The organism is Paenibacillus alba (assembly GCF_013204855.1).
Lineage (GTDB): Bacteria > Bacillota > Bacilli > Paenibacillales > NBRC-103111 > Paenibacillus_E > Paenibacillus_E alba.
This window is the reverse complement of record NZ_JABMKZ010000033.1, coordinates 1-25409: the sequence shown is the minus strand read 5'-3', so window position 1 is coordinate 25409 and position 25409 is coordinate 1. Positions and strand designations below refer to the sequence as shown.

The following is a 25409-nucleotide window of genomic DNA, read 5'->3' as shown; positions in this document are numbered from 1 at the left end:
ATAACCTCCTGGGCTTGATTATCCCTTTTTAATCGTCATAACCGATCACGAAAGATCTAGGATACGTATGGACAGATCCGCTTTTATTTCTAATATCGCTTGCACTAGCTCCTCAGGAAAGCTGCTGTCCGCCTCAATGACTGTCAGCGCTTCACCGCTGCGGCTTCGGCGGTCAACATCCATAGAGCCTATGTTCACACCGTTTTGAGAAAAACAGGAGGTAATCTCAGCAAGCATTCCCGCACGGTCTGAATGTGTAATGACCATAGTCGGAAAGCTGGCTGAGAAGCGTACATCGAAATCATCAATTCCGACAATTTCAATATTTCCGCCACCGATTGAAGTACCTAGCACACTCAAATCTGCTATCCCTTCTGCCTTCAAGCAGATCCTTACAGTATTGGGATGTCCGACAATGCCTTGCGATGGAATAAAAACCAGTTCCACCCCTAGATCCTCGGCCGCAGCTAACGCATCCGGAATCCGCTCATTATCCGTTCCCCAGCCGAGCAGTCCAGCCGCCAGCGCAACATCTGTTCCATGGCCTTGATAAGTCTCAGCGAAGGAGCCATACAGATAAAGCTCAGCGCGCTGCGGCAGCCTGCCGAACAATTGACGTGCAGCTAATCCGATTCGCACAGCTCCGGCGGTATGCGAGCTGGAAGGTCCAATCATATCAGGTCCAATGATCGAAAATACGTCTTTAAACCGCACGCAATCTCCTCCATTATTCCAACCATTCAGCCAAATGCTTGTTCACAAACGCATCATCATGCAAGTGCGGATAATCACGGTACATCAGGTCGATTTCCTCGGATTGTCCTGGGGACAGCTGCTCATGCGGATTCAAGCACCACGTACCTTTCATTAACCCTTGTCGACGCAGTACCTCATGAATCCCAGGGATACAGCCTGCAAAAGCATGCGCCGGATCGAAAAACGCAGCATTCGTATCCGTAACCTCTACATTCCGAGTGAGCCAATCCAAAGAGATGGACTCGTTCTGTCTAGCTTTCTTCACTTCCTCAAGCAGTTCAACCGCTTTGTGTGTCCAAACCGCCCAATGGCCTAAGAGGCCGCCGACAATGCGTTTCTCCACGGATTGGCCTGCAACTTGGAACCGATATACGGTCAATAGATCATTGACAATATTATCGTCATTACCTGTATAGAGGGCGATTTCATCGCGACGGCTCGAATAGCAAACGGCACGAGCGACATCAATCGTTTGGTAGCGGTTAAATGGCGCCATTTTTATTGCAACGATGCCTGGAATGTTCGCAAACTCTTTCCAAAAGTCAAAGCTAAACACCTTGCCACCAACAGAAGGCTGCAAATAAAAGCCGATCACTGGTATTTTTTCTGCAATTTTGACTGTACGCTCCAATATTTGCGCTTCACTCCAATGACCAAGGCCCCCCATCGAAAGCAGCCCTGTGTCATACCCCAGCTCAATCGCGATATCCGTTTCATGCAGCGCCTGTTCTGTCGGGCCGCAAATCCCGGCAACCTTGATAAAAGGACGTGTCAGTCCAGCACGATCAACCTCTTCCGATGCCATGCGCAGCACCTTTTCGAACAAGTTGTGCTGCGGCTCGCGAATCTCGAATTGCGTAGAGTGCACACCTACTGCGATGCCGCCTGCACCTGCTGCTGTATAATAACGAGACAATGCCCGCTGACTTTGCTCATCCAATTGCCGGTTCTCATCCAAAGCAAGGGGATGTGCCGGAATAACAAGCCCGTCATGAAGCGCGATGTGCTGCTGCGTGGTTAATTCCCGTCGTGTCGCCATGCTTAGAATTTCCCCTCTCTTTCTTGGAAATGTGTTGGTTTATTGATCATGCTTCCACCATGCTGAAGCCATTCCGCAACCCAATCAAACATTTGTAGAAGCGAAATCCGCGGGTAGCCAAACAGCTTCATACTCTTCGCAGCATTGCTCAATAATGCGGTTTCGGATTCCTCGCCAACGAACTGCGGTTCAATGCCCAAGCGCTGCCCTAGCTGCTGTGCTGCATATTTCACAGAAACCGTCTCAGGTCCGGTCACATTCAAGAAATTGGCTGGGCTTTGTGTCGCAAGCAAGGAACGAATCGCGATTTCATTCGCATCCCCTTGCCAAATACAGTTGAAATGCCCCATGGATAAATCAATGGCACGCCCCTCTTTAATGGACTTTGCAATCTCCAGCAGAACTCCGTAACGCAGGTCAATGGCATAGTTCAAGCGGTACACAAGGACTGGCGTTCCGTTCTTTTGACTATAATGCTCGAACACTCTCTCACGACCCAAGCAGGATTGACCATATTCTCCGATTGGTGCTGGAGCAATTGCTTCATGCGCTCCGCCATAAGATACTGGGGTGAATGGGTAGACATTGCCTGTCGAAAACACGACGATACGGGAGTCGCGAAACTTCTCCGCTACCCGCCCTGGCAAATACGCATTCATAATCCATGTAAAATGCTCCTTGCCTGTCGTACCGAACTTCGTACCTGCCATGTAAATGACATTTTTGACATCAGGAAGCTCTTGTAGAGCTTGATCGTTAAGCAGATCGCAGGCAATGGTTTGTATGCCATAGGACTGAAGCTCGTCTTTTAATCCCGCTTCAGAGAAACGTGACACCCCATAGACGGTTTTCTTGACGCCTGCCGCTGAGATTGCATTCATAGCTAGCTTTGCGAGGCTCGGTCCCATTTTGCCACCAACGCCCAGAAGCATAATATCCCCGTCCAATTCCTGCATAAATGCTATTAACTCGGCCGATGGCTCCGCCATTACTTGTTCCAAATCTGCCAATGTTCTCATCATCTGTTACCCCTCTCATCCATTGCAAATAATCGATTCTGATGAAAGTATAACTTGCCAAATATATAAAAGACAAATCTATTAATCGTCTTTAAATGTGGCATAAAAACCGCCTCTGTCCTAGCTCGGGCTTTTGACATTAGCGGTATCGACTTGCGCTTTTGGGGCTACACATTTTCCAAAAAAGAGAGATGAAACAACTGCTTCGGCCTTCCCTTGGGCACTTTCACAGAACCAGCTATGGTAATTAGATCATGATCCATCCATTGCAGCAGCAAGCGGTGCGTGCTTCTCACCGTAATTCCAAGAATAGCTGCTAAATCATGCACCTCGTAATCCAGCTTGCTTGTCCTCGCCACAGTTGTGAGCAGCCGGCTTAAATAGGCGGAGGTCATTCCTGCATCTTCGGCTTTTTTCAGCAGCTCGGGGTCGGTTACCGACAAGTCACGGCTTAGCGAATCCGCCATTTCCAGCGGTCCGATCAGCGTTTTATCCTCACGAACAATGAAACAAGTGTTGCCTCCAGCCTCCTTACATCGTCTAAGAGCCAAACGCGCATGTGTGCCCGCTTCATTCGCACTACGTCCAAAGCCAATCCCCATGCTTAGCGACAAACCCAGCGATTTCCAAATCTCTCGGGCTAATGGCACTGTTTTGTAGCCAACCGTCTCCCGCTCGAAGATGCCCCGGGTCGTGAAAAATAAATACTCATCTGCTCCCAGATGTGTCAAATAACCATCCAGCGATTCTACATAATCAATCAGCTTTCTGTGAATATCCAGCTTAAACCGCTGAATATCGTGCTCAGAGCCCTTTAATTGCAGCCGTTTGCCAAAATCATCCACATTAAGCATTCCGACGAGAATCTGTGCTTCCTTGCTTCGTCTGGTTTCCGTAGACAACAAGGCCCGCTCGAGCACAACGGTGATATTCTGGTCCGTCGGCTTAATCCATTCACAGGGGATTCCGTCTCTGGTCAGTGCTTCCGCAACTTCGCTTTCCGTTGTAAGCGCGGCTTGCGAGCTTCCACCTCGATAAGCTTCCGCATGAAATTTCACGAGCTCATCCGCCTGCGGATAAGGTTGTCCGTCATACACAAGGAAGCTCGCGGGCTTCTCGCCAATTTCAGCAACGATTCTCCCAATCGCAGAAGAGGTGAAGGAATCAACGCTGAACACAATCCCGCTGGGGCTGTGCCAATGTTCGCTTTTGAGACGATAAAGCGCACTGATCAGCCCGGTGTCTGTCAGTGGAATTACATGCACGGGCAGCGGTGTGATCACCTGCTCCTTCACCCTGCGATACAGTGTCGGTCCCGTAATCAGGAGCACCTCTACTTCTCTTAACAGCTGTTCCGCTGCCGCTGAAGCTTCTTCTACAGAGCATATTCTAGCTACAGGATGAAAAGATGGAAATGATGAGGTGATGACATGCAGTACCTTATTCACCAGCGCTTCTGGCCCGAGTATCCCTATCGCGATCCGATTTGCAGTATCCATAACAGCAAGTAACTCCTTTATAGGCTTGGTGAACCCATTATAACCACACGTCAGGCTGGTGGACAAGGGCTTCATTTTGCGAAGCTGATCCAGATTAACTTTCCAGATCGTTGTGCGGTTCTTCTGTCAACGCAGCGAAAACTTACAAGGAGACTTATTGACTCCATAAAAACAGTCCATATAAACCTTCTTTTTTCTATGGAATCCATCCATTTTTTACAAAAGCACCTATCTTTAAATTGTTTCTTGTGATATGTTTTTTTTCAATTAAGGATCAAAAGGAATATCATGAATCATTCGGCTGTGAAGTACACGCCGCTTTTCGAGTCAGCATTCGCTGTTTAACTCGAAGAGCGGCTTATTTATTTCTAAAGGAGGCATGTCCGTTGAATGAAGCCAGGCAACTTGCTATTGAAAATTTCTTAGTGCAGCATCTCGCTGTGCGGAAAGGAGAACGATTACGGAAGCTTAAAGAAGGGTTAGGTCACGGAGAAAAACTATTTCTGCAACAAGTTTGGTGGCCGGCATTCCGCAACTTTAACAACCTGCATCCTGAGTATGAAATCAAGGATTTCCGAGATGGCACCCGATTTCTAGATTTCGCTTTTTTTCATCATGCTTTAAAGCTAGCTATCGAAATTGATGGTTATGGTCCTCATTCCACACAAATAACCCGCACCCAATTTGCTGATCAGTGGATTCGCCAAAACCATCTCATCATCGATGGCTGGAAGATCCTCCGTTTTTCCTTCGACGACGTTAAAGATCGTCCCAGAATGTGCGAACAAATCCTGCAGCAATTTATGGGACGATTCCTTAGTGGACGAACGTTAGCAGATATAACCATCAACCACATTGAGAGCGAGATTATCCGCCTAGCTCTCTCTGGCAACGGCGTAATTAAACCAAGTTATGTGAGCCACCTTCTCCATTTTGGTATAAAAAAATCATGTGACATTCTTAAAGCCATGACTGAAAAACGATTACTCAAGCCCGCCGGAAGCGGAACAAAGTGTATTAGGAGCTACCGTTTGCATGAGCATACACAAGGCATCTGGGAAGAGCAAAATCAGTTTAGAGGTGGCTGAGACTGCTTTTTTCGCCGGCTCGGGGCCGGGACGCGGCGGATTGCGCCCTGAGACTGCCTTTTCGGCAGGCTCACTCTTCTTTTTTGCGACTCAGGACACTTTTGGGGGCTGAGACTGCTTTTTTCGCCGGCTCGGGGCCGGGAGGCGGCGGATTCGCCGCTGAGACTGCCTTTTCGGCAGGCTCGCTCTTCTTTTTCGCGGCTCAGGCCACTTTTGGTGGCTGAGACTGCTTTATTCGCCCGCTCGGGGCGGGTCCTGGGCAGGCAAGCCAAAGAGACTGCCTTTTCGGCAGCCTCGCTCTTCTATCCCTCAACCCAGGCCACTTTTCGCAGCTGAGACTGCTTTTTTCGCCCGCTCGGGGCAGCGCCGGGGCGGATTGGCCAGTGAGACTGCCTCTCTAGCCGGCTCGCTGCCCCCCAACATTTCAAAGCAAAATAGAAATCAAAGCCTCATGAATCACTGAATTCGATGCCACCAAGGTGGTATCGCTTAATTCAAAAGGCTTTCCTGCCGCATTGGTTATCTGGCCGCCCGCTTCCTGCAAGATGACGAGACCTGCGGCGACATCCCACGGATACAGTCCATCATGCCAGAATCCGGTTAATCCTCCGGACGCGACGAGGCAAAGATCCAGACTGGCTGCCCCCAAAATGCGCACGCTCCGAGCCTTGCCTGTCATCCGTCCGATTTGCTCCACAACGACGGAGTTCGGTTTCCAGTCTTTGGCCTGAAATCCTGTTGCCAACAGGGCTTCGCAGATGTCTTGTTCCTGCCCGACATGAAGGGGATGATCATTCAGAAAAGCGCCTCCGTGTTTCCGAGCCGAGTAAAGCTCATCTGTCACTGGATTATACACGATTCCGATTAACGGGCACCCGTCTTTCATGACGCCTATGGAAATGGCAAAATGGGACAGATGATGGATAAAATTGATTGTGCCGTCTATCGGGTCAATAATCCATCCGTATCCTTGGCGCGGCTCCAGCAGCATGTGATGGGAATCCTCCCGCCCCCCATCGGTTTCCTCCGATAAAATCCAGTGATCCGGGTAATCCCGACAAATTTGATCGCGAAGGAAATGTTCACTATGCATATCCACTTTGGTCACCAGATCGGCTTGGTTCTTTTTTTCCTGAATTTGCAAAGGTTTCTTCATGAGTTCCATGATTAATCCACCGGCTGCTTTGACATACCGGATTGCGTCCTGCATGATAGCATCTTCGTACGCTAGTTGTTCATTCATATGTTCTCCTCTCATCAAGCTGTCAAATGGGTTTATTGGGATGATTTGATTAAGCACAAAACCCCCGTCATGATAAGCAGTATGCTGCTTAATTTAGCAAAGTTAACAGGGCTTTGAGGGACGCCCATGAGTCCAAAATGATCGATAACGGTTGAAGCAATTAACTGCCCGGCCATGATCAAAACAAAAACCGGAAGGGTTCCAATTTTCCCTGCGGCATAGGAAACCCCAAACATGATGCAGACTCCCATAATTCCTGCAATTCCCATCCATGGAATCACCTGCTGCTGCAAGGGAGGAGCCGATTTGACCCGCCATAATAAAAAAGTGGCAAGCGCAATTTGCGCAGCCGAAACACCGATAATCATGCCGTATTGGCCCTGTATTTTGCCGATATAAGCATTGATCATTCCTTGTGTAACACCTAACAAGCCCGCTGAAAAAGCAAGCAAAAGGCTGAATTTATTTCCTAGCATAGATTGCGCCCCAGTCTCATAGCTTCCATTTCCCACCAATTAATTACCAACTTCAACTAAGATACCTTCGCTATGTATTTGGCGTTTTTCCCCAGAAGCGAAGCTGCCTGTCATGTACAGGGTAGCCTTCGTACACAAACGAAGTTCATTCCACTCTTCTTGCAAAGGGATTGACCGCTCCAGACTAATAGGGATGATGCAGTGCTCAGGCTTAATCCAGGCTAGAATGCGGGAATTAAAGCCGTCCTGCATGCCATGGTGCGATACTTTCCATATCAGGCTGCTGATATCTGTCCGCTGAGCGAGGCGCTCCCACTCTGGTTCCAACAGATCACCACCAAAAAGCACGCTCGACTTCAAATCTTGCTCATCGCTGAGCCGATATACCGAGCTATCATGGTTCGATAATTCAAAGAAATCAATGAGGGTTTCACACACTTCTTTACCTTCAGCGCTAAAATGAGGAAGAATGCTCGCTAAACGTTCGTAAGCCGGCAATGAATCACCTTTCCACGGATAAAGCTGCGAAAGCCTAATGCCGTCCTCCGACCATATCACGGAATCAGCGTTAGATCCGTACTCGTCACGCCATTTTATTTCAGTCCCTTGCTCGGCTAATACTTCAATTAACTCCAAATAGGAAGCTAACATCAGATAAACTCTCATTGCGAAGCTGTCATCCTGCTCTTGAACAAGCTGCTTTGGCGGAAGGAGGAACGGTTTGTAGGGCAATATCGCCTTTTTGACTATTTTAACCTTCGCAATATCCAGGAGTCCTTGCAGATGGTCATTGTGAATATGGGTCAGGATCAACCATTCCAAGCAATCCTTCTTATTCCGGTTCATCCATAATAAGGGATGATCCTGTTCATCTGAGAATGTGCCATCCCCTCCGTCGATTAATGAAACGGTGCCTGAAGGATGCTGAATCAGATGAGCGTCACCCCAACCGACATTAAGAAACTGAACTTTGGCTTTATTCATTTACCAATCTCCTCTTTTGGGTAAGTTTGCATGTTTCTATTTTTCGAAAGGCAGTAAATGAATTTTATATTTATCCAAACCCACATACACGTTCCCTTTCAGATAACCTCTCACGCTTGGACTAGCATCATCTACAATCCATTGCAGCGGTGATGCGTTAATCCAATATCGAATCATTCGTCCCAAAAAGCTGCTCCTTTGTATTTCGCCACTCCACACATTGTCCCCAGCAACCGGATCTTCACTGATTGTGATGCATTCCGGCCTAATCACTAAGGTCACCTGATCACCTATGCGAAAGGAAGTGTGACTCTGATGCACCCTGAACACGTCCGAACCGCATTTTACAATCAAATCCTCATCTTCAAAAGCCGTTACTTCACCATCTATAAAATTGGCGGTCCCCACGAAATCGGCGATAAACTTGCTTTCCGGCTTGAAATAAATGTCCCATGGATCGCCGACTTGGCCGATACGGCCTTTGTTGAATACAGCAATCCGGTCCGAGATCGACAAAGCTTCATCCTGATCGTGTGTGACAAAAATCGCGGTTATCCCTAAACGCTGCTGCAACTCTCTCAATTCATTCCTGACTTCGACTCTCATCTTGGCGTCCAAATTGCTGAGGGGTTCATCCATTAGCAGGACCTGCTGCCCCATGATCAGCGCTCTGGCGAAGGCAACACGCTGCTGCTGCCCACCGCTTAGTGCTCTCGGCAGTCTATCCTGCAAGCCCTGAAGCCCGAACATGCTGAGCATAGCCTCTACTTTCTCTTTGGCCTCTTGCTTGGACAGCTTCTGCAATTTCAAGCCATATGAAATGTTTTCTTGAACGGTCATATGCGGAAAAAGCGCATACTCTTGAAAAACTAACGGTGTATTCCGCTTGAACGGCGGCAATCCATTCACGTTTTTGCCTTGTATCGAAATAGATCCGGCATCCGGCTCATAAAATCCGGCAATTAGACGCATAAGTGTAGTCTTGCCGCAGCCGCTTGGCCCAAGCAGCGTAGTGAAGCTGCCGACAGGAATATCAAGCGACACTTGGCTAATCGCCTCGAAATCACCAAAGCGTTTGGATACATTTGAAATTCGGATCATCGGTTCTTCTGTCTTCATGATTTCCTCCGCTTAAAGTTCTATCGATTTCCCTTGTTTCCTGAAAAAATACTGAGCTATGCACAACACAGCAAAGGCGATGGAAATCAGCACAACGGTAAATGCCGAGGCACTCCCCCATTCTCCGTTCTGAACCAAGCCAAGTATAGACACTGTGCCTACAGAGGTTTTCGCTGAATAAATAAAAATGATAACGCTTAGACAAGTTACTGATCGAAGAAACGACACTACGATTCCCGAAATGAACGGTCCTTTCAATAACGGAAGCACAATCCTTCTGAGCGTTGCCAAGCTGTTCATGCCCAGATTAAGCGATGCCTCTTCGAGTGCTCCGCTGATCTGTTGAAGTCCTGCAAGACTCGCACTATAGCAGGTAGGTAAATTCCAGAACATAAGCGCCAGAATCATGATAAGTGAAGTACCCGTAAGCAGGAACGGTTTCTCATTAAAAGCCATGGCGAAGCCAAGTCCTAAAAAGATTCCCGGAACAGCGCCAGGCAAGATAGCCAGAAAATCAAGCAAACGGTTGATGCCAATACGTTTTCTTTGAACAATATAAGCAAGCGGAAGGGCAAACAATCCAGCTGCCAATGAAGCGAGCAGAGCATATTTTAAGCTATTCCAAATCTCTCTGCCCTTCGCTTCAACGTAATGGATATTTTGTAAGGTGAAGGACCAGTCGTAACCCCACGTCTTCGTAAATGCGCCATAAAACAACACGCCGTAAACAGCAAGTACGATGAGTGTAATCAGCATGCAGCATGCAAACAATCCCCATTTAACCGCAGATGGTATTGGATAATGCTCCAAAGATGTATCCTTCCCCGTTACGGTAACGTAGGATCGTTGGCCAACCCATACTCGGTTCCATACGAACAAGCCTAATGCCGGCAGCAAAAGAGCGGTTGAAAGAACGGCAGCCGAATTCAAATCAAATAACCCGGACATCTGCATATAAGCCTCCGTTGGCAGGACATTGAAATTGCCGGCAATAATCATTGGATTCCCAAAATCAGCCAGCACGTTCATTGCTGCAATCAGTGCTCCGCCTGCCAAGCCCGGTCTGCACAAAGGCAGAAAAACATTTTTGAATACTTGGAAATGGGTAGCTCCCATGTTATAAGCCGCATACTCCAAATTGACGGAGGTCGATTTCATCACGCCATGAATAACCGCGTACGCATAAGGAAAAAAGGTCATCGTCTGAACCAGCCATAAGCCGTGCCAGCCGTAAATATCAATTTTAACGTGCAAAATATATTTAGAAATAATACCTTGTCCACCAAAGAGCAGGATGTAAGACAAAGCTACAATAAACGGAGGTGACACGATCGGTAGCAGCGTGATAAAACGGAAGAGCGGTTTAAACGGAACTTTCAATCTTGTGATCGTATAGGCAAAAACAAAAGCGACAATCGTACAGGAAACCGTCGATATCACGGTCATGAATAAACTATGCCAGGCAGCGCGATACCACCTTGGATACGTAATGAGCTTCAAATAATCCTCTAACCTAGAAAAACTGATGACCTTCACAATAGGCCAAATGACAAAATAACAAGCAATTAGAACGATAATTGCCACACCTATAGCTAAGACAGGCTCGCTTCTTAACTTCTTCATTTCTGCCCAGGTGTCTTTGATAGTCGTTGAAATCAAGCACTCCCCACACCTTTCGGTTATCAACATGCACCTGCCCCTGGCCGATTTGCGGCAAGAGGAGGTGTCATGTTTTGTTGGATACTTAAACTTAATGGTTTACTTGCCTGTCATTTCTGTAAATTTCTTCACAACATCGGCTTTCATCGAAGATGCCTTGTCTCTGTCATAATTAACAAGCTTTACATCCTCAATCTTGATCATGCCGTCAGGAGGCGCAACGTCTTTTCTAACAGAGTAGCGATTGGACATTTGTGTATTCATTTCTCCAACCGGCTTCGTTAACAGCCAATCAACGAATTTCTTGGCATTTTCCGTGTTCGCTCCGCCTTTAACAACACCAACGCCACCGATTTCAAACGCCGTTTGCTCAGGAACGATAACTTTGATCGGGTAACCTTTTTTGGCGGATTTCACAATATCATGAGCCCAAGACATGGCGGCAACGAATTCTCCTGTAGCGGTAAGCGTAATGCCATCGCCTGCAGCCGGCGTATAATGATGCACATTCGCATTTAGTTTCTTGAGATAATCCCAACCCTTATCCTCACCCAATCGGAACAATTGATCCGCTATAAAAATGTAGCCGCCACCCGCTGTCGCTGGATTGGATGTAAGGAAAAGACCTTTGTAATTAGGATCCAACAAATCGTCCCAAGTCGCTGGTTCTTTGACGCCTTTGGGAGCCAGCTCCTTTTGAAATCTATCTTTGTTAAGCACGATACCCAGAACGCCCATATACCAGCCTTGCCAGAAGCCTTTCGGATCATTAAATTTCGCATCGATATCCTTGGCATTCGGGGAGCTGTATTTCTCTAGCAAGCCTTGCTGAGCCAAAGGCTCGTAAAACTCAACGGACCCTCCGACGAAAATGTCTGCTTGCGGATTCGCTTTTTCAGCTTGAATGCGGGTACTGGCATCACCTGCGCCATTTAGACGGATATATTCGATATCAATCCCTGTATCTTCTTGAAACTTCTTTTTAATTTGGACGATATCATCTTCATTTAATGCCGCATAGACTACCAGCTTTTTGGACTCTGGAGCTTTCGAGGGTTTGGCAGCTTCGCTGCTTGCCGCACTTGCAGGAGCAGCTGATGCTGCCGTTGTCTGCGTGTTTTTGGCAGTCCCGCACCCCGATAAGACGGTAGTGATTGCGAATAATGTGACCATGGATAAACTCATAACGCGCGCTTTTGGTTTCTGAAAAAACATGTCCATCCTCCTATTAGATCTATCTCTCTTATTTATTGAATTTATTGAGCTGTCACGGTTGCCGTTACTTTGGCCTGTCCATTGCTGGTCACGGCATTGTTCCAAGTCATTGTATTACCCGGTGCTATCACGGCTGAGACATAGCCCATATCATCATCACCAGAGGTTCCGTCTGAATCATAAACATGAATTTCCACATTGGTGTTGGATGGTTTGGCTACATAAACCGTGTTGTAGCTTTCAGAGAAGTTAGGCCCGAACTCTGCATCGTTAGCCCCAAAAATGATGTTGTATGATTGATTTTTCGGCGCATCATTTTTCTTCCAGAATCTTGCATCCGTCTGACCTTGACCATTCACATAGGCTTTGATAAAAATATCGCTTTTCCCGCCGAACGGATCGCGGTCTTCCAAGCTTTGTGCGTTGGTCAGAACGATTTTATGAGAATAGTAGGGATTAAACACATAGTTATGTGAGAAATTGCCTAAACCGTTCAGATGCACATCGACTTGGTGAGCCGGATCGGACCAGTTCATCCCTTGCAAAGCTGGACCATCGTCGCTATCATCCCAGCCCCACGGTGCGTTGGCCGAGTTAGGTGTGTGATTATCACCGGCAAAGGTTCCCCATGAAGCAAAAATGTTAGGATCATTTCTTCGGCTCCAAAGATCGCCCCACTCGATTAAGGCATATCCATAGTGGTTCGTATAGCTGCCGGATGTCGCTGTCGGAAACTGAGCAGTACCTGTGTAGTCATAGACGATGCCATCCCCGCCGGGAGCACTGGATCCATCATAGGCCTTCACGCCATGTCCGCCGCTTGGGCTTTGTCCGTTCGCCTGGCAGAAAACTTTGGGGTGACTTCCGTCAAAAAGCACGCCGCCATCCACGTTGTCTGAGCCCGAAGTAATGCTTGGATCATTCGTATAGTCGTACCATTGGTTATGCGCCATTGTCTCCATCAACTGGAACGTTCCATAGGTAGATCCGTCTTTTTTGATGACAAGGAACAAGCCTTCAAGATCATTTTCATGGGCATCAAGCGGTCTTGTGTAAGCATCATCTCTGGCGTGGAACAAATCATACTCAATAAAATAGTGCGTAGTTGTCTCTGCTACCTTGTAATAAACATAGGCATTTTCATTGTAGTTGTTCAGATTATCCCAGTTGTTTCGAGCCAGATAATCACCGTCGTAGTTGAAATTCGTAATAAAGTCAGCTCTTACATCAAGATCGGCATTCACATCTTGGTAAATTTGCGGAGCCCAGTGAGCAGCCAAATCCGAATAACTTGCGGCTTGTGTCGTGGTGCCACCACTTAAGAAAGGAACGACCAATGTAAGTGCGGTCATAACACTCAGAACTATTTTCTTCATAAAATAATGTCCCTCCGATAATGAAGTTATTTTCAATTCAGAATAGCCGTCATGCTTACCCTCATCTGCCAGAAAATCGACTGTACAGAATCATTTCCGCATCATTTGCGAAAGCCTCCTTTCCTCATCTCCGCATATCGTTCATGCTGTCTGACATCTCAAATTATAGGGACTTTCGCTTCGCAGTGTCAATGAATCTAATGTTAAATAATTGTGTAGATAACGCCGTCTATCAAGGTATTCGGGCAATAGGACAAGATAATAGTTGTTCAAAAAAACAAGGTTGTGATACACTTGAGTTGTCAGACAGCATTAGATTTAGAGCATGCTTTACCCGAATTCGATCACATTTACGGAGAGGAATCGCTGAAATTTGGAAAAGAAATTGCTATACCTCAAGGTCAAAGAGGAACTCGAAAGAAGCATCAACGAAGGCGAGCTCAAGCCAGGGGAAAAGCTTCCCTCCGAGCCCGAGCTGGCAAAGAAATTCGCAGTAAGCCGTCCAACGCTTCGCGAAGCGCTTAAGATGCTTCAACGTGAAAAGGTTCTCATCAGCAAAAACGGCGTTGGAACCTATGTCAACACGCGATCTGAATTCATTATCCATCCGCTCAGCAAACTGCAAAGTGTCGGTCAGATGATCAAAAATCAGGGCTTTCTGGAAAGCGAATCCGACATCAAGCTCTACACGCGTGAGCCGGAGGAAGATTGGAAAAAACAACTGCTCATTGACGAACCCGTTGTCATTCTGGAGCGTTCGCGTACAGCGAATGGCAACAAAGTGGCGTTTTATTATAATATCTTTCCACAAAGCTTGGTCCAAGATCATTTGGATGGGGAGTTTTCGGGCGCTATTTTTGATTTTCTCCAAAGCAAGATGGGCATTCATATTGCTTATGCCATGACGGAAATCTGTGCATTAAACAATTCCCAAGAAATGGATCAGAACGCGATAGAGGTGCTTGGCAGCGAGATCATTTTGTTGAAACAGCTCCATTTTGATGATAACGATAAGCCTATTTTTTATTCTTTGGACTATTTGAAAAATAGCGTCTTTAAATTTTTTATTAAGCGTGAATAGATAGCCAGTAGGCTTACTAACTTCCAGGTAAGTAGATAACACTTTCCATACTATCTGCATCAAAAGTGCGTACTTTTGATGCCCCTTCTTATCGGTTATATTTAAATGGATAGAAACTTGTACCAGGAGGAGATAACTATGAAGTACAGTTACTTGGGACGCTCAGGCTTGAAAGTCAGCCAATTATGTTTAGGAACGATGAATTTCGGTGTAGATACAGATGAACAGGAAGCTTTTCGCATCATGGATGCCGCACTAGATGCAGGCATCAACTTCTTCGATACCGCTAATATTTACGGTTGGGGCGAGAATGCAGGACGCACGGAAGAAATTATCGGCCGCTGGTTCGCACAAGGTGGCAACCGCAGGGAGAAAACGGTTCTAGCCACCAAGTTTTATGGCGATATGCATGATGCGAACGACGGTCCCAATCGGGATGCCGGTCTGTCCGCTTATAAGCTTCGCCGCCATTTGGATGCCTCTTTGCGCCGTCTTCAAACGGATCATATTGAGCTGTATCAAATGCATCATGTGGATCGTAATGTCTCGTGGGATGAGCTCTGGGAAGCCTTCCAAGTTCCTCTCAACCAAGGCAAAATCGGCTATGTCGGTTCAAGCAATTTCGCTGGCCGCGATCTTGTGAAAGCGCAATATGAAGCTAAAGCCCGCCATTTCCTTGGCCTTATTTCGGAGCAGCACAAATACAGCTTGCTTTGCAGGCTGCCGGAGCTTGAAGTATTGCCAGCCGCGGAAGAACTCGGCATTGGCGTCATTGCTTGGAGCCCTCTGGATGGCGGATTGTTAAGCGGCAATGCCTTGAACCCTGTCCCAGGCTCCCGAAGAGCAAGCAACGCTGAGAATGTGAATAAGCACCGTGCAAAGCTGGAAGCCTTCGCGGCGTTATGCAAGGAGCTCGGCGAGAACGAAGCGAATGTAGCCTTGGCATGGACACTTGTCCACCCAGCGATGACAGCTCCAATTATCGGCCCTCGAACCCTTGAACAGTTCCAGAATACACTGCGCGTAGTGGACATCGTACTGGATGAATCCACATTGAAAAAGCTAGACGAGATTTTCCCTGGTCCCGGTTCAGCGCCGCAAGCTTACGCTTGGTAATACAAAAAAGCCATCTCATCTGAACGTAGATGAAATGGCTTTTTCTCTGTTAGAACTCAATACCAGCTTGTAAACACATTAGAAGTCCCGTACGCAAGGGGGAATGCTGCCCCAACCATCACGATAGGTCCCCACCAAGTGAAGAAGGAAATTCCCGTAAACAAACTGATGAGGATAAGCGCTGGCAAGACGAGAACCGGAATTGTCGTTTGCAGGGCTTGATGCTTCACTGTATCGGGCAGTGTGAACAAGGTCAGGAACGGTGTTGTTAATTCACCCTTGCAGAAGGATTTTCTCCAAAAAGCTAATAGACAGGCTGCCAAAATCCAGATCGTAATTTTCAGAGGTCCTGGCAGGACAAACATGACACCGCTGATCACAACGACGAATTGGATCGATTGCTTCCACTGGGTACCGTTTCGGAAAAACGATTTCGTTAACAAATCCGCGATACCGTTGCTCGCCCCCCTGCCCTTGAACAAGCGTTGGGACCTTCCGAAGAAAAGCGGATATTTCCGCGTTGATTTCCGTTTTCTTTCGACGACACGAATTAGCATCAGCGAGACGATTCTAAACCGCGCATCCCGCTCTCTGGCGATATCCGCCAGGAAAGCCCCCTTCTCTTGCATGCGTATTTTGCTTAAGAAAATAAACAGAACAAGCAAAACAAGATTAGCCACCCAGCTATACCAGATCTGAGCAGTCAATTCCGTCACCAACGTGTAATACAGGAAATAAAGACCCGCAAATAGTACAATTCGTACCAGCCATTGAACAATCCCATGAATGCGCAGAGAAAGCAATTGACGTAGCAGACCAAGGTTTATTTTCAAAAGATAGGTCAGCAGCCACAAGCAAATCACTTGCGTCAGGTTAAAGGAATCGGCTTGGACCAGCAGAGGTAGGAATACAAGCACTAGCAATAACGTAGTAACGCCTTGCAAAACAAGCGAATACCGATATCCCAGATGCATGAGATGCTGGAACCACTTCTGATTCTGCCGAAGGAAAAGCTGATCTCCCTCCTCAACAAAGTAACGAATCGTTCCAAGCCACGTGAACACATAGAAAACCGCGGTAACCAAACCTAACGGTATCCAACTAAACCAAGATGGCTGAGTCCCCCACCAAGAAATATATTGATAACCGGCCACAATCATCAGCGGTATTACAAAATAAATCGCGATGATCCAATCCACGGCCATTCGCAAGGCGCGATATTGGAAATGCCAATCAGAACGTACTCTTCGACTAAATAGCTGAAAGCTGCTCTTCATTTACGATGTCCCCCTCTCATAATAAGGAATGGAAACAATCGAATAAAGGAGCGTCCGGCATACCGCACTGCTGTTGAATGTCCTGCAGTGTTCCATTTGCTACCAATCTGCCGCCTGATAGCAGCACGAACGAACTGCATATACGCTCTGCTGTATCGAGCACATGCGTACTCATCAGAATGCCTGCGCCGCGTTTACGTTCTTCCTCTAACATGCCTAAGAAATCCTTGATCGCTTTGGGATCCAAGCCTATGAAAGGCTCGTCCACGATATACACATCCGGCTTGTTCAAAAAGCCAAGAATCAGCATAATTTTCTGCTGCATCCCTTTGGAAAACTTTCCAGGCAATTGATGCTTCTCATCCAGCAGCCTAAACCGATGCAGAAGATCATCCGCACGCTCAAGGAAAACCTCTCGATCCAGATCGTAAACGGAAGCCGCGAATTCCATATGCTCCCAAAGTGTTAATTCATCATACAAAATCGGATGTTCCGGAATATAAGCATAGCTTTTTCGCTCGCCGATAAACGATATTTTGCCTTTAAAATCCTTCAATAAGCCAAGGATACTCTTGATCGTCGTGCTCTTCCCTGCTCCATTGGGCCCGAGCAGCCCGACCAATTCTCCTTGCTTCACATCAAAATGAATCTGCTTAATCGTATCCGGCTGTTCATCATAGCCGGCTTGATCAATATGTACGTTGAGCACTGCTAATCGTTCATCTGACACTTATGGTCGCCTACCCTTCTACCTTCATCATATATCACGAACCTTCACATTCCAACATCGTATCATGAATTGCTCGTGTGGAACATGAATGTCAGATAAAAAAATAGGCATTTTCAAAAGAAACTATGGGGTTGGTAGTACCTCCATTTTACTAATGAGAGACATCCTTTTTGGCAGGCTCAGCTGATTTTCCCGCGGATGCAGCCTACTTCATTAATAGCAGCTACTCTTTAACAGAGCCTAACAAAGCACCCTTTGGAGCAATCTTCCAGCTTCAGCAAGATTCCAGCCAGCCAGCGCCCTCAAGCTAAAGCCTGCAAAAGTGCAAAAGTGCAGGCTTTTTCGCTCGAATCGTGTGGAATCATCAAAAAGCCTGCGATTATGCAGGCTTATAAAGCTTTTCCTTCCTGAATTCGGAAAAAGCTCTCCAAAGGATGCATTATCGCAGGCTTTTCCCGATTTCCCCCATTTCCAAGAGGAAAAGGATGCATATTTGCAGGAATATGCATCTTTGATGGACCTGAAGCCTAGCTAGTTAGACTTCCTTTTCATATAAACTGCCTCGCCAGCTAATCTCCCCAGACTGCAATTGGAATGTGCCTCTATATGTAAAATTCTGTTTGCGATAATAGCCATTCAACGCCTCATTCGTAGCCATGCAATCAAGCCTCACATATCTTTTGTTCTGAGTCTTCACATATTCCTCAATCCATTTCAGCATGTATTGGCCAATGTTGCGCCCTGCTTGTGTTCTTCGAACCACAAACCGATGCAAATAGCCTGATTCCTCATTGTGCAGATCTCCCCACACGCTAGGATCAGACCATTGTAGAGCAAAGCTTCCTACAATTTCGTCGTTCATCTTCACGAGGAAGATTTGCCTGTTATGAAAATAGGCCAATACGGTTTCGCGATTAAAATACTCCGGCCGCCACTGATCAATTCCGTTGTCCAGCATCCAATGTGCTGCTTCCAGCCACAACGAAAGAACCTCGTCTACTTGCGAGGGGGAGGCTTCTAAGATGTCTATCTCGTTTAACATGATGAACCTCCAAAATTTCCGTTTACTAACTATTCAGATTGACAAACTTGCATATAAACCCAATTTTACCATCGTCATCTTCTGCCTGTCAATTTATTGGCGATGCTGTCCAGCATACTAATCTTCTTCCCATTTGGCAAGGATGGTTGTCATAATGTCCTTTTTCGTCTCTTCCTCGAATCCATTTCTCAGTTCGCTGATGAATTCAATAAACAATAAAGTGACCAGCTCATTCAAGTCCATGTCCAGCGATATCTCATATTTACAATCCCAATCCGCGAAAAACACGGCAATCCGATTCACTTCTCTAGGATGAACACCGATGTTGAGAGTCAAATAGTCTCGATCCCCCATCCGATGAGTCAGAGTCCATTGAAACTTAGGAGCACTGCGTACGGGTTGTACATCCTTGTCTGCTAATACAGAGTTTGTTTGTAAAAAGTGACTGTAGTTTTCTCTCAAATCGAGCAGATAATCGTACAAATCATTTCCTTGGCGGACGCGATCCAGAAAATTATCAAATAAGAGCTTGACGATGAACGTTACATTCACGCCGACAAGTTCTTCGTTGGTTGTGTATTTCATGTCTTCAATAAACACTTCAGCCCGGTTAAAAAAGTCACGAGGCGCGCGAACTTTAACCGTATGGTAAACATCAACTGAGTCTCTGTTAAAAAAACTTGCCCATGATTTTAAAGTTAGCATGCAGTAGCGCTCCTCCTTATTCACTCTATTACTATGTATTCGAAATCTAGCAAACTTATGACAAGGAGATCAGATTGCTTGAACAAGCCGTACAGAGCATCTTTACTGTGACAAAATGTGTTTTCTGAGTGTTGACAGCTACATCGCGTCGCGATATACTTCACTATATGATATATCGCAACGCGATGCAACGAGCCGTGACTGACCGACTGAAGCATCAGGCCGTCTAGAAGGAGAAACGCCATGAATAACGATAAGATCCAACGCAACTACTTGCCAATGTCAGAAACTGCCTATTATATTTTGCTTTCCCTTATAGAAACCCGCCACGGGTATGGGATTATGCAGCATGTGGAAGAAATTACGAAAGGTAGAATCAAGCTAGGACCCGGCACCTTGTACGGAAGTCTTTCGAAGATGGAAAAGGATGCTTTGATTCATGTTATTGCCGAAGAAGATCGCCGAAAAGTGTACCAAATAACCGCTCTTGGCCGCAACATTTTGACACAAGAGATAGCACGATTAAGTGAATTGTTTCATAATTCCAAATCTATGGAGGATGACCAACATGGAGGACATTAAGAAAATAACGAAGATCTGGGCAAGCTGGGACAGTGACAAGATTGAGGATTGGCTGGAGAGCATGGAGGCTCAAGGCTGGCAGCTTGTGAAGATCAAATATCACGGCTACCGGATGCATTTTAAGAAGGGGGTTCCCCGAAAGGTAAGGTATTGTGTAGATTTTCAGGGCAAAAAAGATAAAGCCTATGAAGCCCTTTGCCTAGAAACAGGCTGGAAATGCGAGTTATCCGCCAATGGCTGGTATATATGGAGCATGCCTTATACGACGGAGCGTCCTGCGATTTATACGGATGTAGATTCTCTCATTGATCGAAATAAAAGACAGATTGCCACACTTTCTGTAGCTATGACTGCTCAAATTCCGATATTTATCATTAACTTAAATAACCATATTATTCATTATACTTTTATGGTCTTGTATGCCCTCTTATTCGGACTTCTCTTCTATGGCATTGTTCAATTAAACAAAACGAATCGGAAATTGCGTGATCGCAGCGAGAGTGTGAAATAGAACGAGGACTCGTGAGCCTCGTTCCGTCGTAGAACAACATGCGCGGTTTACAAAGCTGCTGGTCTCTTGGACCCGCCGCCATATAGCGCAAACACAGCTTCAATAGGCTTGAAATACAGATGTCCGTCCGCCCATGGCTGGAAATGAAGATCCATCCGGGAGTCGTTCCAGTTCTCCGGCGTCCCCGACGTAGTTAATTTGGGCGTCGTCAGCGGCTGTTCGATAACCTTCGGAAACTCTTGATAGCCGAACATGAGATTGTCATGCAGCGCAATAATCTCATATTTATCCCCCAAGAATGCCCGCTCTTCCTGCAGCTGATAATGATAATACATATAACTTGGAATCATGTCCGGATTGAGATGGGCAACTCTACCCACCCTGCGTTCCACAGGCTCTTTACGAAGCCAATGCTCATAGCTGACTGGCTCGTTGAAATGAAACACGTCGATCATCGGCATCCATTTTCTTTTGCTGGACTTCCCAGGCCAGTCCTCGAGGCAAGCGCCAAGCGTTTCAAACAGCGCTTCGGGTTGCAATTCTTGCTGTATGCATTCGTAATAAAGGAAAATATGATTAAGCCAGGTGAACGCTGCCACCGTCATGAGATCGCCATCATCAATTAGCTTTTGTGCCACAGAGGTATCTTTTAACTGCTTCAAGCCCGCATCTTCTTGCCCTTCTTTCCACTGTGCCCGAAATATCATTCTTTTCAAAAGCGCACTGCTCCTTTCATTGAACGAACTATAGTCTTCTCCACGTTCCACCTATGTCACGCATTTAGCCGTTCCAGCTGATCCTGCGTCAAACGAATGTTCAGTGAACCTAAATTCTCCTGCAATTGCCCCGGATTACTGGCCGCAATTAGCGGAATGGCCGTAGGGGCTCCTTGAAGCATCCATGCTAGGACAATTTGATTCACAGTTCCCTCCGTCTCGCTTGCCACTTCTTTCAAAACCTTTAGTTTACTTATTGTCTGAGGTCCTTGGTATTGAGCAGGGAGAAGCGCCTCACTTCGAGTATATGCCCCATTCAGCAATGGGGAGTAGGCAAGCAGCGAAACATCCTGTGTGCTTTGGCAATAGCTTAACAGCTCTTCATCCACACTTACCTGCACGCCAAAATCAGCAGCCGAATTCGGACGAATATACGTATAACGTTGTTGTATGCAAGAATAGGCCGCCCAATTATGAGCTTGACTAATGCGCCTTGCTTCTTGCAAACGAGACAATCGGTGATTGCTGCAACCGAGCGCCCGAACCTTACCCGCTCGTACGAGGCGGTTCATAACCTCTAACGTTTCTTCTAACGGCGTCTCTCCATCATCAATATGGCTGTAATACAAATCAATATAATCCGTTCCCAGCCGCAACAGACTTTCATCAATCGCTTTTTCAATCGTTTTATGGCCTAAGCCTTCCATATTTTCAAATCCTCCGCCTGGAAAAGATGGCTTTGCTCCCACCTTGGTCGCCACAAACATACGGTCTCGATTGCCGCGTTCCTTCATCCATTGGCCAAGCAGCTTTTCACTCTCTCCACCTTGGCAGCCTTCGTTCCAGAAAGCATAGTTATTCGACGTGTCCAAAGAAGTTCCGCCAGCATCCTGATATTGATCCAGCAAACGATACGATGTAGATTTATCTGTTCGTGATTCAAAGTTTAGACATCCCAGCACGATTGCACTTACTTTCAAGCCTGTCATTCCTAAAGGCAGCTGAAGCATGGAACCAACCTCCTCCAATATATCTCCTAGTCGGCCAAGTGAGGCTGCTGATCCTCCCAAGCTCTGTAATAGGTGATCTTATCCCGCAGTACGCTCAGAGTATCCTGCAGCTCCTTGACCTGAACAAGCAGCTTTTGTTCATGTTCTTCCAGCAATTGTCTTCGTTGTCCAATCCCTCGATCCCCTTGGCGCATCATCTCCGCAAAACGCTGCATATCGGCGATCGGCATGCCAGTCGTGCGCAAATGCATCAACAGGTTGATCCATTCAAGGTCATGAGATTGATAGGAACGATGACCATTCGCTGCACGGCAAATAGGCTCCATTAAGCCAACCTTTTCATAATAACGCAGCGTATGTGCACTAAGTCCCGTTTTTGCCGCCACCTGCTGAATCGTTAATTCCATTTCAATCATGAAGAGGCCCCCTCACTATTATCACTTACTTTATATGTTAGAGCGCACTCGAAGTCAATAAGAAGATTTCATGGCGGGACTCGCGGTCTTTTTTTATCAAAAGCCAAATAGAACCTATGAGCTGCCGTTTCATCAAGAAACTAGCAAGCCTATAGGCTCTTCCAATTGCATTCATAAATTGCTTTGAAACCCTGATCTATTCATCGTACTATAGCGGATTCCAGCATCCAAGGTGGCAATAAACATCATATTGTTCCAGATGAGGAAATCCGTCACAGAAGCCTCTATCCCCATGGATCGAAGGCAAATACTGCCTCTGAAATCAGATACTTTATAAATGCCAGTATTTGCGCAAGCATAAACATCCCCCTGATGGGTGACTAAACGATGAATAAACTTTCCTTCAAACCATACCTGTTGAAAACCGCCTTTTTTATTTCCCATAATCAGACCGCCATCGTCTGTTGTCCCTAGCAGCATTTGATTATATACCGCCAAGCTGGTAACAGGATGATCGATGGGAATCGCCAACCATTCGCTCATAAACACATCATAATAAGCGATCCCATCCTCGTAGCCAAGGAACAGAAAATTCGGCGTAACCAGAAGATCAAAGGTGTTCTTACCCGGATAAGCAACCGAAATCCAGTTCCCATCACTTCCACACTTTAAACCACTTTCGGTTAAAACAAACCGATCTCCCCAACTTACCGTCCGGTAGCAGGGTTCACGCATGGCTGTAGACTGCCACACATCATCCTCCAAACGGAAATGACCATGATTCGTAGAAGCAAATAATTGCGCGTCTACCCAATCCAGCCTCAAAATTAAAATGCCTTCAGGCAGCCCCTGGGAAATGCTCTCCCAAGAGCGAAGGGCGGTATATTGATACACGCCCGCCCCCCACGTTCCAGCGAATAAAATACCGTCGTTCGAAGCAGCTAAGGTTGAAAATCGAAGCGGCAGCATATCATTCGTGGAATGCCATAACTGATTTGAATCCATGAAGCTCCTCCTACTTGTTACATGATAATGCGTCCGGAACTAGCTGCGGGTGAACAGCACGAACAAGATCTGCTTTCCATATAGACCTCTTTCACAAGTCGGAGATAATCCATTGATTGGCTCAGATTGTAATCCCTTGCGGCTAGGCTTTGCCTTTCGCCGCTCATTAATCGATAAATGTACAGTTGTTCCGGAAGCTGCCCGAATGCTTCATAGCAGAATATGACGGACATATGGGTAAATAACTCCAACGCCGCTTGGCACGGATTCATCACATATTTATGGATATGGAAGGAGCGCTCGGATGGCTCCATCACTTGAATGATCATGGACAGCCTAATATCCAGCTCCTTGACATAGACGTTCATATTCTCGAACAGCATCAGCGGTGTTTCCAACTTGTTGGTGTCTGACAGAAAGCCAAAGAGATGAGCTGTCACGATGCGCTTGACATCCCGATAAAACTCCGGCGAGCTGAACACATGCACTTTGTTCGTCCATCGACGCTCAAACAGTTCGTTTAGCTTCTGCTGTGTTCGCAGCTTGGCAGGCAGCGAATACCATTCATTAATGACGTGATATGCGGCATATTGAGTGAGCTGCTGCCAATCTGTTTCCTGCGTAGAAGCATGGCTGAGCTGCGAATGGCTGGCGTGCAGCCAGCTTTCGAGTTGATAATCGGCAAGCAGCGGCGCGGTCACAAGATTCTCTTCTCTATGTATGTTCATTATGAATTCTCGGTTTCTTGGGCTACACGCCCAGCGTTTGCACGAATTGTTGACCAAATTGTCGACAAATTTCCTTGTCATCCTTCGATGGAGACAATTCTACCTTCAAGCCTTCCAGCGTCACTTCCGAGCCCAGCTCTTTCAGCTTCGTAATCAACGTATCAACCGCAGCCCCATATTCGGAATAGGAAGAATCACAAGATCCGAAAACCGCTGACTTTTTCCCGTCTAATTGAATATCATCCATCTCATCGTAAAAATCGAGGAAATCATCAGCCAAATCTCCATCCCCCCACGTGTAAGAGCCTAGAATAATGCCGTCATAGCCTGTAATCTCAGCAGCACTCGTATCAATAACATTCTTCACAACAGGCTCGATGCCCGCCTCTTTCACGCCTTCAGCGATTGCCTCCGCCATCTCTTCGGTGTTACCTGTCATGCTTGCAAATACGATAATTACTTTACTCATCTTACTTCCCCCTATTGGTTATGATTTCAGTTTCTTTAAATAGCAACTCATCCGCTTGTAATACACATAATGTCAGTAGTTCATGTTCATTTTTGCTATGTAATGGCTTTTGCGAATCCTTCCGCTGCTCTTTTCGAGCAGAGCCCTTTTTTTTCACAAGTTCATACAGAAGGCCCATGCTGCAAAACTCCCTCCTCTTATCGAAATTATATTGAGAATGATTTTCATTTGCATTTAACACTTTGAATGATAACCATTCTCAGTTAATATGTCAATATGCTGGCCTCACTTTTCTTCAAAAACTTTTATTTTTTTCACAATTTCTTGAAAATCTCTTTGCGATAACCTTTAGTTCCACGTTTCTCAGCGTATTCAGCTGACCTTGATGGGCTCGGAAACGCTACTGGTTCAAAAAACCTGCGATAGTGCAATAGCTTTGCATTGAAGCTTACATGTGCGAACTAGGCCCCATCCCTATCTCGAAGCAAATAGATCCAGAACCTAAAAGAGGTTGAATTGGATACTTTGCCTTGACTTCGATTATTAAA

General features: G+C 46.4%; 26 protein-coding genes. 5 read left to right on the top strand and 21 right to left on the bottom strand.

Features of this window, described 5'->3' with window-relative positions:
* Positions 1-45: 45 nt before the first annotated feature.
* The 4 genes from sdaAB to HQN90_RS29030 all read right to left on the bottom strand — a co-directional run bounded on the left by sdaAB (position 46) and on the right by HQN90_RS29030 (position 4313).
* On the bottom strand, positions 46-714 hold the full coding sequence (sdaAB, locus tag HQN90_RS29045) for an L-serine ammonia-lyase, iron-sulfur-dependent subunit beta (protein ID WP_173225583.1): 669 nt from the start codon (positions 712-714) through the stop codon (positions 46-48).
* 13 nt (positions 715-727) lie between these two features.
* Positions 728-1795, bottom strand: a complete 1068-nt coding sequence (locus HQN90_RS29040) for a dihydrodipicolinate synthase family protein (RefSeq protein ID WP_173225580.1) — start codon at positions 1793-1795, stop codon at positions 728-730.
* Between the two features lie 2 nt (positions 1796-1797).
* Positions 1798-2814, bottom strand: coding sequence for an NAD-dependent epimerase/dehydratase family protein (locus HQN90_RS29035; RefSeq protein WP_173225759.1), 1017 nt, complete (start codon positions 2812-2814; stop codon positions 1798-1800).
* Positions 2815-2981: 167 nt separating this feature from the next.
* Positions 2982-4313 carry a hypothetical protein gene (locus tag HQN90_RS29030; RefSeq protein ID WP_173225577.1) on the bottom strand — a complete coding sequence of 444 codons (1332 nt, stop codon included), beginning with the start codon at positions 4311-4313 and terminating at the stop codon, positions 2982-2984.
* A gap of 386 nt (positions 4314-4699) precedes the next feature.
* Here HQN90_RS29030 and HQN90_RS29025 point away from each other — a divergent pair, with 386 nt between their 5' ends.
* Positions 4700-5401: an endonuclease domain-containing protein gene (locus HQN90_RS29025; protein ID WP_216855497.1), complete on the top strand. Its 702-nt coding sequence runs from the start codon at positions 4700-4702 to the stop codon at positions 5399-5401.
* A 424-nt stretch (positions 5402-5825) separates the two neighbouring features.
* Here the strand turns inward: HQN90_RS29025 and HQN90_RS29020 are convergent, their stop codons facing one another.
* From HQN90_RS29020 to HQN90_RS28990, 7 genes are all read right to left on the bottom strand, one after another.
* Positions 5826-6644, bottom strand: a complete 819-nt coding sequence (locus HQN90_RS29020) for an inositol monophosphatase family protein (protein ID WP_173225574.1) — start codon at positions 6642-6644, stop codon at positions 5826-5828.
* Between the two features lie 32 nt (positions 6645-6676).
* The gene (locus tag HQN90_RS29015) at positions 6677-7120 is read right to left on the bottom strand and encodes a DMT family transporter (protein WP_173225571.1); all 444 of its coding nucleotides are present in this window, start codon (positions 7118-7120) and stop codon (positions 6677-6679) included.
* Positions 7121-7159: 39 nt separating this feature from the next.
* The gene (locus HQN90_RS29010) at positions 7160-8104 is read right to left on the bottom strand and encodes a ComEC/Rec2 family competence protein (protein ID WP_173225568.1); all 945 of its coding nucleotides are present in this window, start codon (positions 8102-8104) and stop codon (positions 7160-7162) included.
* A 36-nt stretch (positions 8105-8140) separates the two neighbouring features.
* Positions 8141-9223: an ABC transporter ATP-binding protein gene (locus HQN90_RS29005; protein ID WP_173225565.1), complete on the bottom strand. Its 1083-nt coding sequence runs from the start codon at positions 9221-9223 to the stop codon at positions 8141-8143.
* A gap of 12 nt (positions 9224-9235) precedes the next feature.
* A complete protein-coding gene (locus tag HQN90_RS29000; protein ID WP_173225562.1) occupies positions 9236-10882 on the bottom strand; it encodes an ABC transporter permease in 1647 nt (548 codons plus the stop codon).
* 99 nt (positions 10883-10981) lie between these two features.
* On the bottom strand, positions 10982-12097 hold the full coding sequence (locus tag HQN90_RS28995; RefSeq protein ID WP_158082047.1) for an ABC transporter substrate-binding protein: 1116 nt from the start codon (positions 12095-12097) through the stop codon (positions 10982-10984).
* A 41-nt stretch (positions 12098-12138) separates the two neighbouring features.
* On the bottom strand, positions 12139-13473 hold the full coding sequence (locus HQN90_RS28990) for a hypothetical protein (protein ID WP_173225559.1): 1335 nt from the start codon (positions 13471-13473) through the stop codon (positions 12139-12141).
* A 373-nt stretch (positions 13474-13846) separates the two neighbouring features.
* Between HQN90_RS28990 and HQN90_RS28985 the strand changes: the two genes are divergently transcribed.
* Positions 13847-14554, top strand: coding sequence for a GntR family transcriptional regulator (locus tag HQN90_RS28985; protein ID WP_173225556.1), 708 nt, complete (start codon positions 13847-13849; stop codon positions 14552-14554).
* A gap of 138 nt (positions 14555-14692) precedes the next feature.
* Positions 14693-15670, top strand: a complete 978-nt coding sequence (locus HQN90_RS28980) for an aldo/keto reductase (protein ID WP_079411412.1) — start codon at positions 14693-14695, stop codon at positions 15668-15670.
* Positions 15671-15726: 56 nt separating this feature from the next.
* Here HQN90_RS28980 and HQN90_RS28975 read toward each other — a convergent pair whose 3' ends face one another.
* From HQN90_RS28975 to HQN90_RS28960, 4 genes are all read right to left on the bottom strand, one after another.
* Complete coding sequence (locus tag HQN90_RS28975; RefSeq protein WP_173225553.1) at positions 15727-16947, bottom strand: ABC transporter permease; 1221 nt, start codon at positions 16945-16947, stop codon at positions 15727-15729.
* Positions 16948-16963: 16 nt separating this feature from the next.
* Positions 16964-17677, bottom strand: a complete 714-nt coding sequence (locus tag HQN90_RS28970) for an ABC transporter ATP-binding protein (RefSeq protein ID WP_244208945.1) — start codon at positions 17675-17677, stop codon at positions 16964-16966.
* A gap of 535 nt (positions 17678-18212) precedes the next feature.
* Complete coding sequence (locus HQN90_RS28965) at positions 18213-18719, bottom strand: GNAT family N-acetyltransferase (protein WP_173225550.1); 507 nt, start codon at positions 18717-18719, stop codon at positions 18213-18215.
* 117 nt (positions 18720-18836) lie between these two features.
* Positions 18837-19424 carry a hypothetical protein gene (locus HQN90_RS28960; protein WP_173225547.1) on the bottom strand — a complete coding sequence of 196 codons (588 nt, stop codon included), beginning with the start codon at positions 19422-19424 and terminating at the stop codon, positions 18837-18839.
* Between the two features lie 243 nt (positions 19425-19667).
* Between HQN90_RS28960 and HQN90_RS28955 the strand changes: the two genes are divergently transcribed.
* Together HQN90_RS28955 and HQN90_RS28950 are read left to right on the top strand one after the other, a co-directional pair.
* Positions 19668-20006, top strand: a complete 339-nt coding sequence (locus HQN90_RS28955; RefSeq protein WP_173225544.1) for a PadR family transcriptional regulator — start codon at positions 19668-19670, stop codon at positions 20004-20006.
* Positions 19993-20517 carry a DUF2812 domain-containing protein gene (locus HQN90_RS28950; protein WP_173225541.1) on the top strand — a complete coding sequence of 175 codons (525 nt, stop codon included), beginning with the start codon at positions 19993-19995 and terminating at the stop codon, positions 20515-20517. Before HQN90_RS28955 ends, HQN90_RS28950 begins: the two co-directional genes overlap by 14 nt.
* 47 nt (positions 20518-20564) lie before the next feature.
* Here the strand turns inward: HQN90_RS28950 and HQN90_RS28945 are convergent, their stop codons facing one another.
* From HQN90_RS28945 to HQN90_RS28920, 6 genes are all read right to left on the bottom strand, one after another.
* Positions 20565-21224: a hypothetical protein gene (locus HQN90_RS28945; RefSeq protein WP_246362896.1), complete on the bottom strand. Its 660-nt coding sequence runs from the start codon at positions 21222-21224 to the stop codon at positions 20565-20567.
* Positions 21225-21289: 65 nt separating this feature from the next.
* The gene (locus tag HQN90_RS28940; RefSeq protein WP_173225535.1) at positions 21290-22243 is read right to left on the bottom strand and encodes an aldo/keto reductase; all 954 of its coding nucleotides are present in this window, start codon (positions 22241-22243) and stop codon (positions 21290-21292) included.
* A 26-nt stretch (positions 22244-22269) separates the two neighbouring features.
* Positions 22270-22659, bottom strand: coding sequence for a MerR family transcriptional regulator (locus HQN90_RS28935; RefSeq protein ID WP_216855496.1), 390 nt, complete (start codon positions 22657-22659; stop codon positions 22270-22272).
* A 171-nt stretch (positions 22660-22830) separates the two neighbouring features.
* The gene (locus tag HQN90_RS28930) at positions 22831-23664 is read right to left on the bottom strand and encodes a hypothetical protein (protein WP_173225532.1); all 834 of its coding nucleotides are present in this window, start codon (positions 23662-23664) and stop codon (positions 22831-22833) included.
* 17 nt (positions 23665-23681) lie between these two features.
* On the bottom strand, positions 23682-24392 hold the full coding sequence (locus HQN90_RS28925) for a hypothetical protein (RefSeq protein WP_173225529.1): 711 nt from the start codon (positions 24390-24392) through the stop codon (positions 23682-23684).
* 22 nt (positions 24393-24414) lie between these two features.
* Positions 24415-24861: a flavodoxin gene (locus HQN90_RS28920; protein WP_173225526.1), complete on the bottom strand. Its 447-nt coding sequence runs from the start codon at positions 24859-24861 to the stop codon at positions 24415-24417.
* Between the last annotated feature and the right edge of the window lie 548 nt (positions 24862-25409).

Coding starts and splice junctions, on each gene's coding strand:
- HQN90_RS28945 (WP_246362896.1), bottom strand. CDS start 21,224: ATGATATTTCGGGCACAGTGGAAAGAAGGGCAAGAAGATGCGGGCTTG.
- HQN90_RS29035 (WP_173225759.1), bottom strand. CDS start 2,814: ATGAGAACATTGGCAGATTTGGAACAAGTAATGGCGGAGCCATCGGCC.
- HQN90_RS29020 (WP_173225574.1), bottom strand. CDS start 6,644: ATGAATGAACAACTAGCGTACGAAGATGCTATCATGCAGGACGCAATC.
- HQN90_RS28980 (WP_079411412.1), top strand. CDS start 14,693: ATGAAGTACAGTTACTTGGGACGCTCAGGCTTGAAAGTCAGCCAATTA.
- HQN90_RS28965 (WP_173225550.1), bottom strand. CDS start 18,719: ATGTTAAACGAGATAGACATCTTAGAAGCCTCCCCCTCGCAAGTAGAC.
- HQN90_RS28955 (WP_173225544.1), top strand. CDS start 19,668: ATGAATAACGATAAGATCCAACGCAACTACTTGCCAATGTCAGAAACT.
- HQN90_RS28935 (WP_216855496.1), bottom strand. CDS start 22,659: ATGATTGAAATGGAATTAACGATTCAGCAGGTGGCGGCAAAAACGGGA.
- HQN90_RS28975 (WP_173225553.1), bottom strand. CDS start 16,947: ATGAAGAGCAGCTTTCAGCTATTTAGTCGAAGAGTACGTTCTGATTGG.
- HQN90_RS29015 (WP_173225571.1), bottom strand. CDS start 7,120: ATGCTAGGAAATAAATTCAGCCTTTTGCTTGCTTTTTCAGCGGGCTTG.
- HQN90_RS29010 (WP_173225568.1), bottom strand. CDS start 8,104: ATGAATAAAGCCAAAGTTCAGTTTCTTAATGTCGGTTGGGGTGACGCT.
- HQN90_RS29030 (WP_173225577.1), bottom strand. CDS start 4,313: ATGGATACTGCAAATCGGATCGCGATAGGGATACTCGGGCCAGAAGCG.
- HQN90_RS28995 (WP_158082047.1), bottom strand. CDS start 12,097: ATGTTTTTTCAGAAACCAAAAGCGCGCGTTATGAGTTTATCCATGGTC.
- HQN90_RS29040 (WP_173225580.1), bottom strand. CDS start 1,795: ATGGCGACACGACGGGAATTAACCACGCAGCAGCACATCGCGCTTCAT.
- HQN90_RS28920 (WP_173225526.1), bottom strand. CDS start 24,861: ATGAGTAAAGTAATTATCGTATTTGCAAGCATGACAGGTAACACCGAA.
- HQN90_RS28940 (WP_173225535.1), bottom strand. CDS start 22,243: ATGCTTCAGCTGCCTTTAGGAATGACAGGCTTGAAAGTAAGTGCAATC.
- HQN90_RS29005 (WP_173225565.1), bottom strand. CDS start 9,223: ATGAAGACAGAAGAACCGATGATCCGAATTTCAAATGTATCCAAACGC.
- HQN90_RS28950 (WP_173225541.1), top strand. CDS start 19,993: ATGGAGGACATTAAGAAAATAACGAAGATCTGGGCAAGCTGGGACAGT.
- HQN90_RS28925 (WP_173225529.1), bottom strand. CDS start 24,392: ATGAACATACATAGAGAAGAGAATCTTGTGACCGCGCCGCTGCTTGCC.
- HQN90_RS28960 (WP_173225547.1), bottom strand. CDS start 19,424: ATGCTAACTTTAAAATCATGGGCAAGTTTTTTTAACAGAGACTCAGTT.
- HQN90_RS28930 (WP_173225532.1), bottom strand. CDS start 23,664: ATGGATTCAAATCAGTTATGGCATTCCACGAATGATATGCTGCCGCTT.
- HQN90_RS28990 (WP_173225559.1), bottom strand. CDS start 13,473: ATGAAGAAAATAGTTCTGAGTGTTATGACCGCACTTACATTGGTCGTT.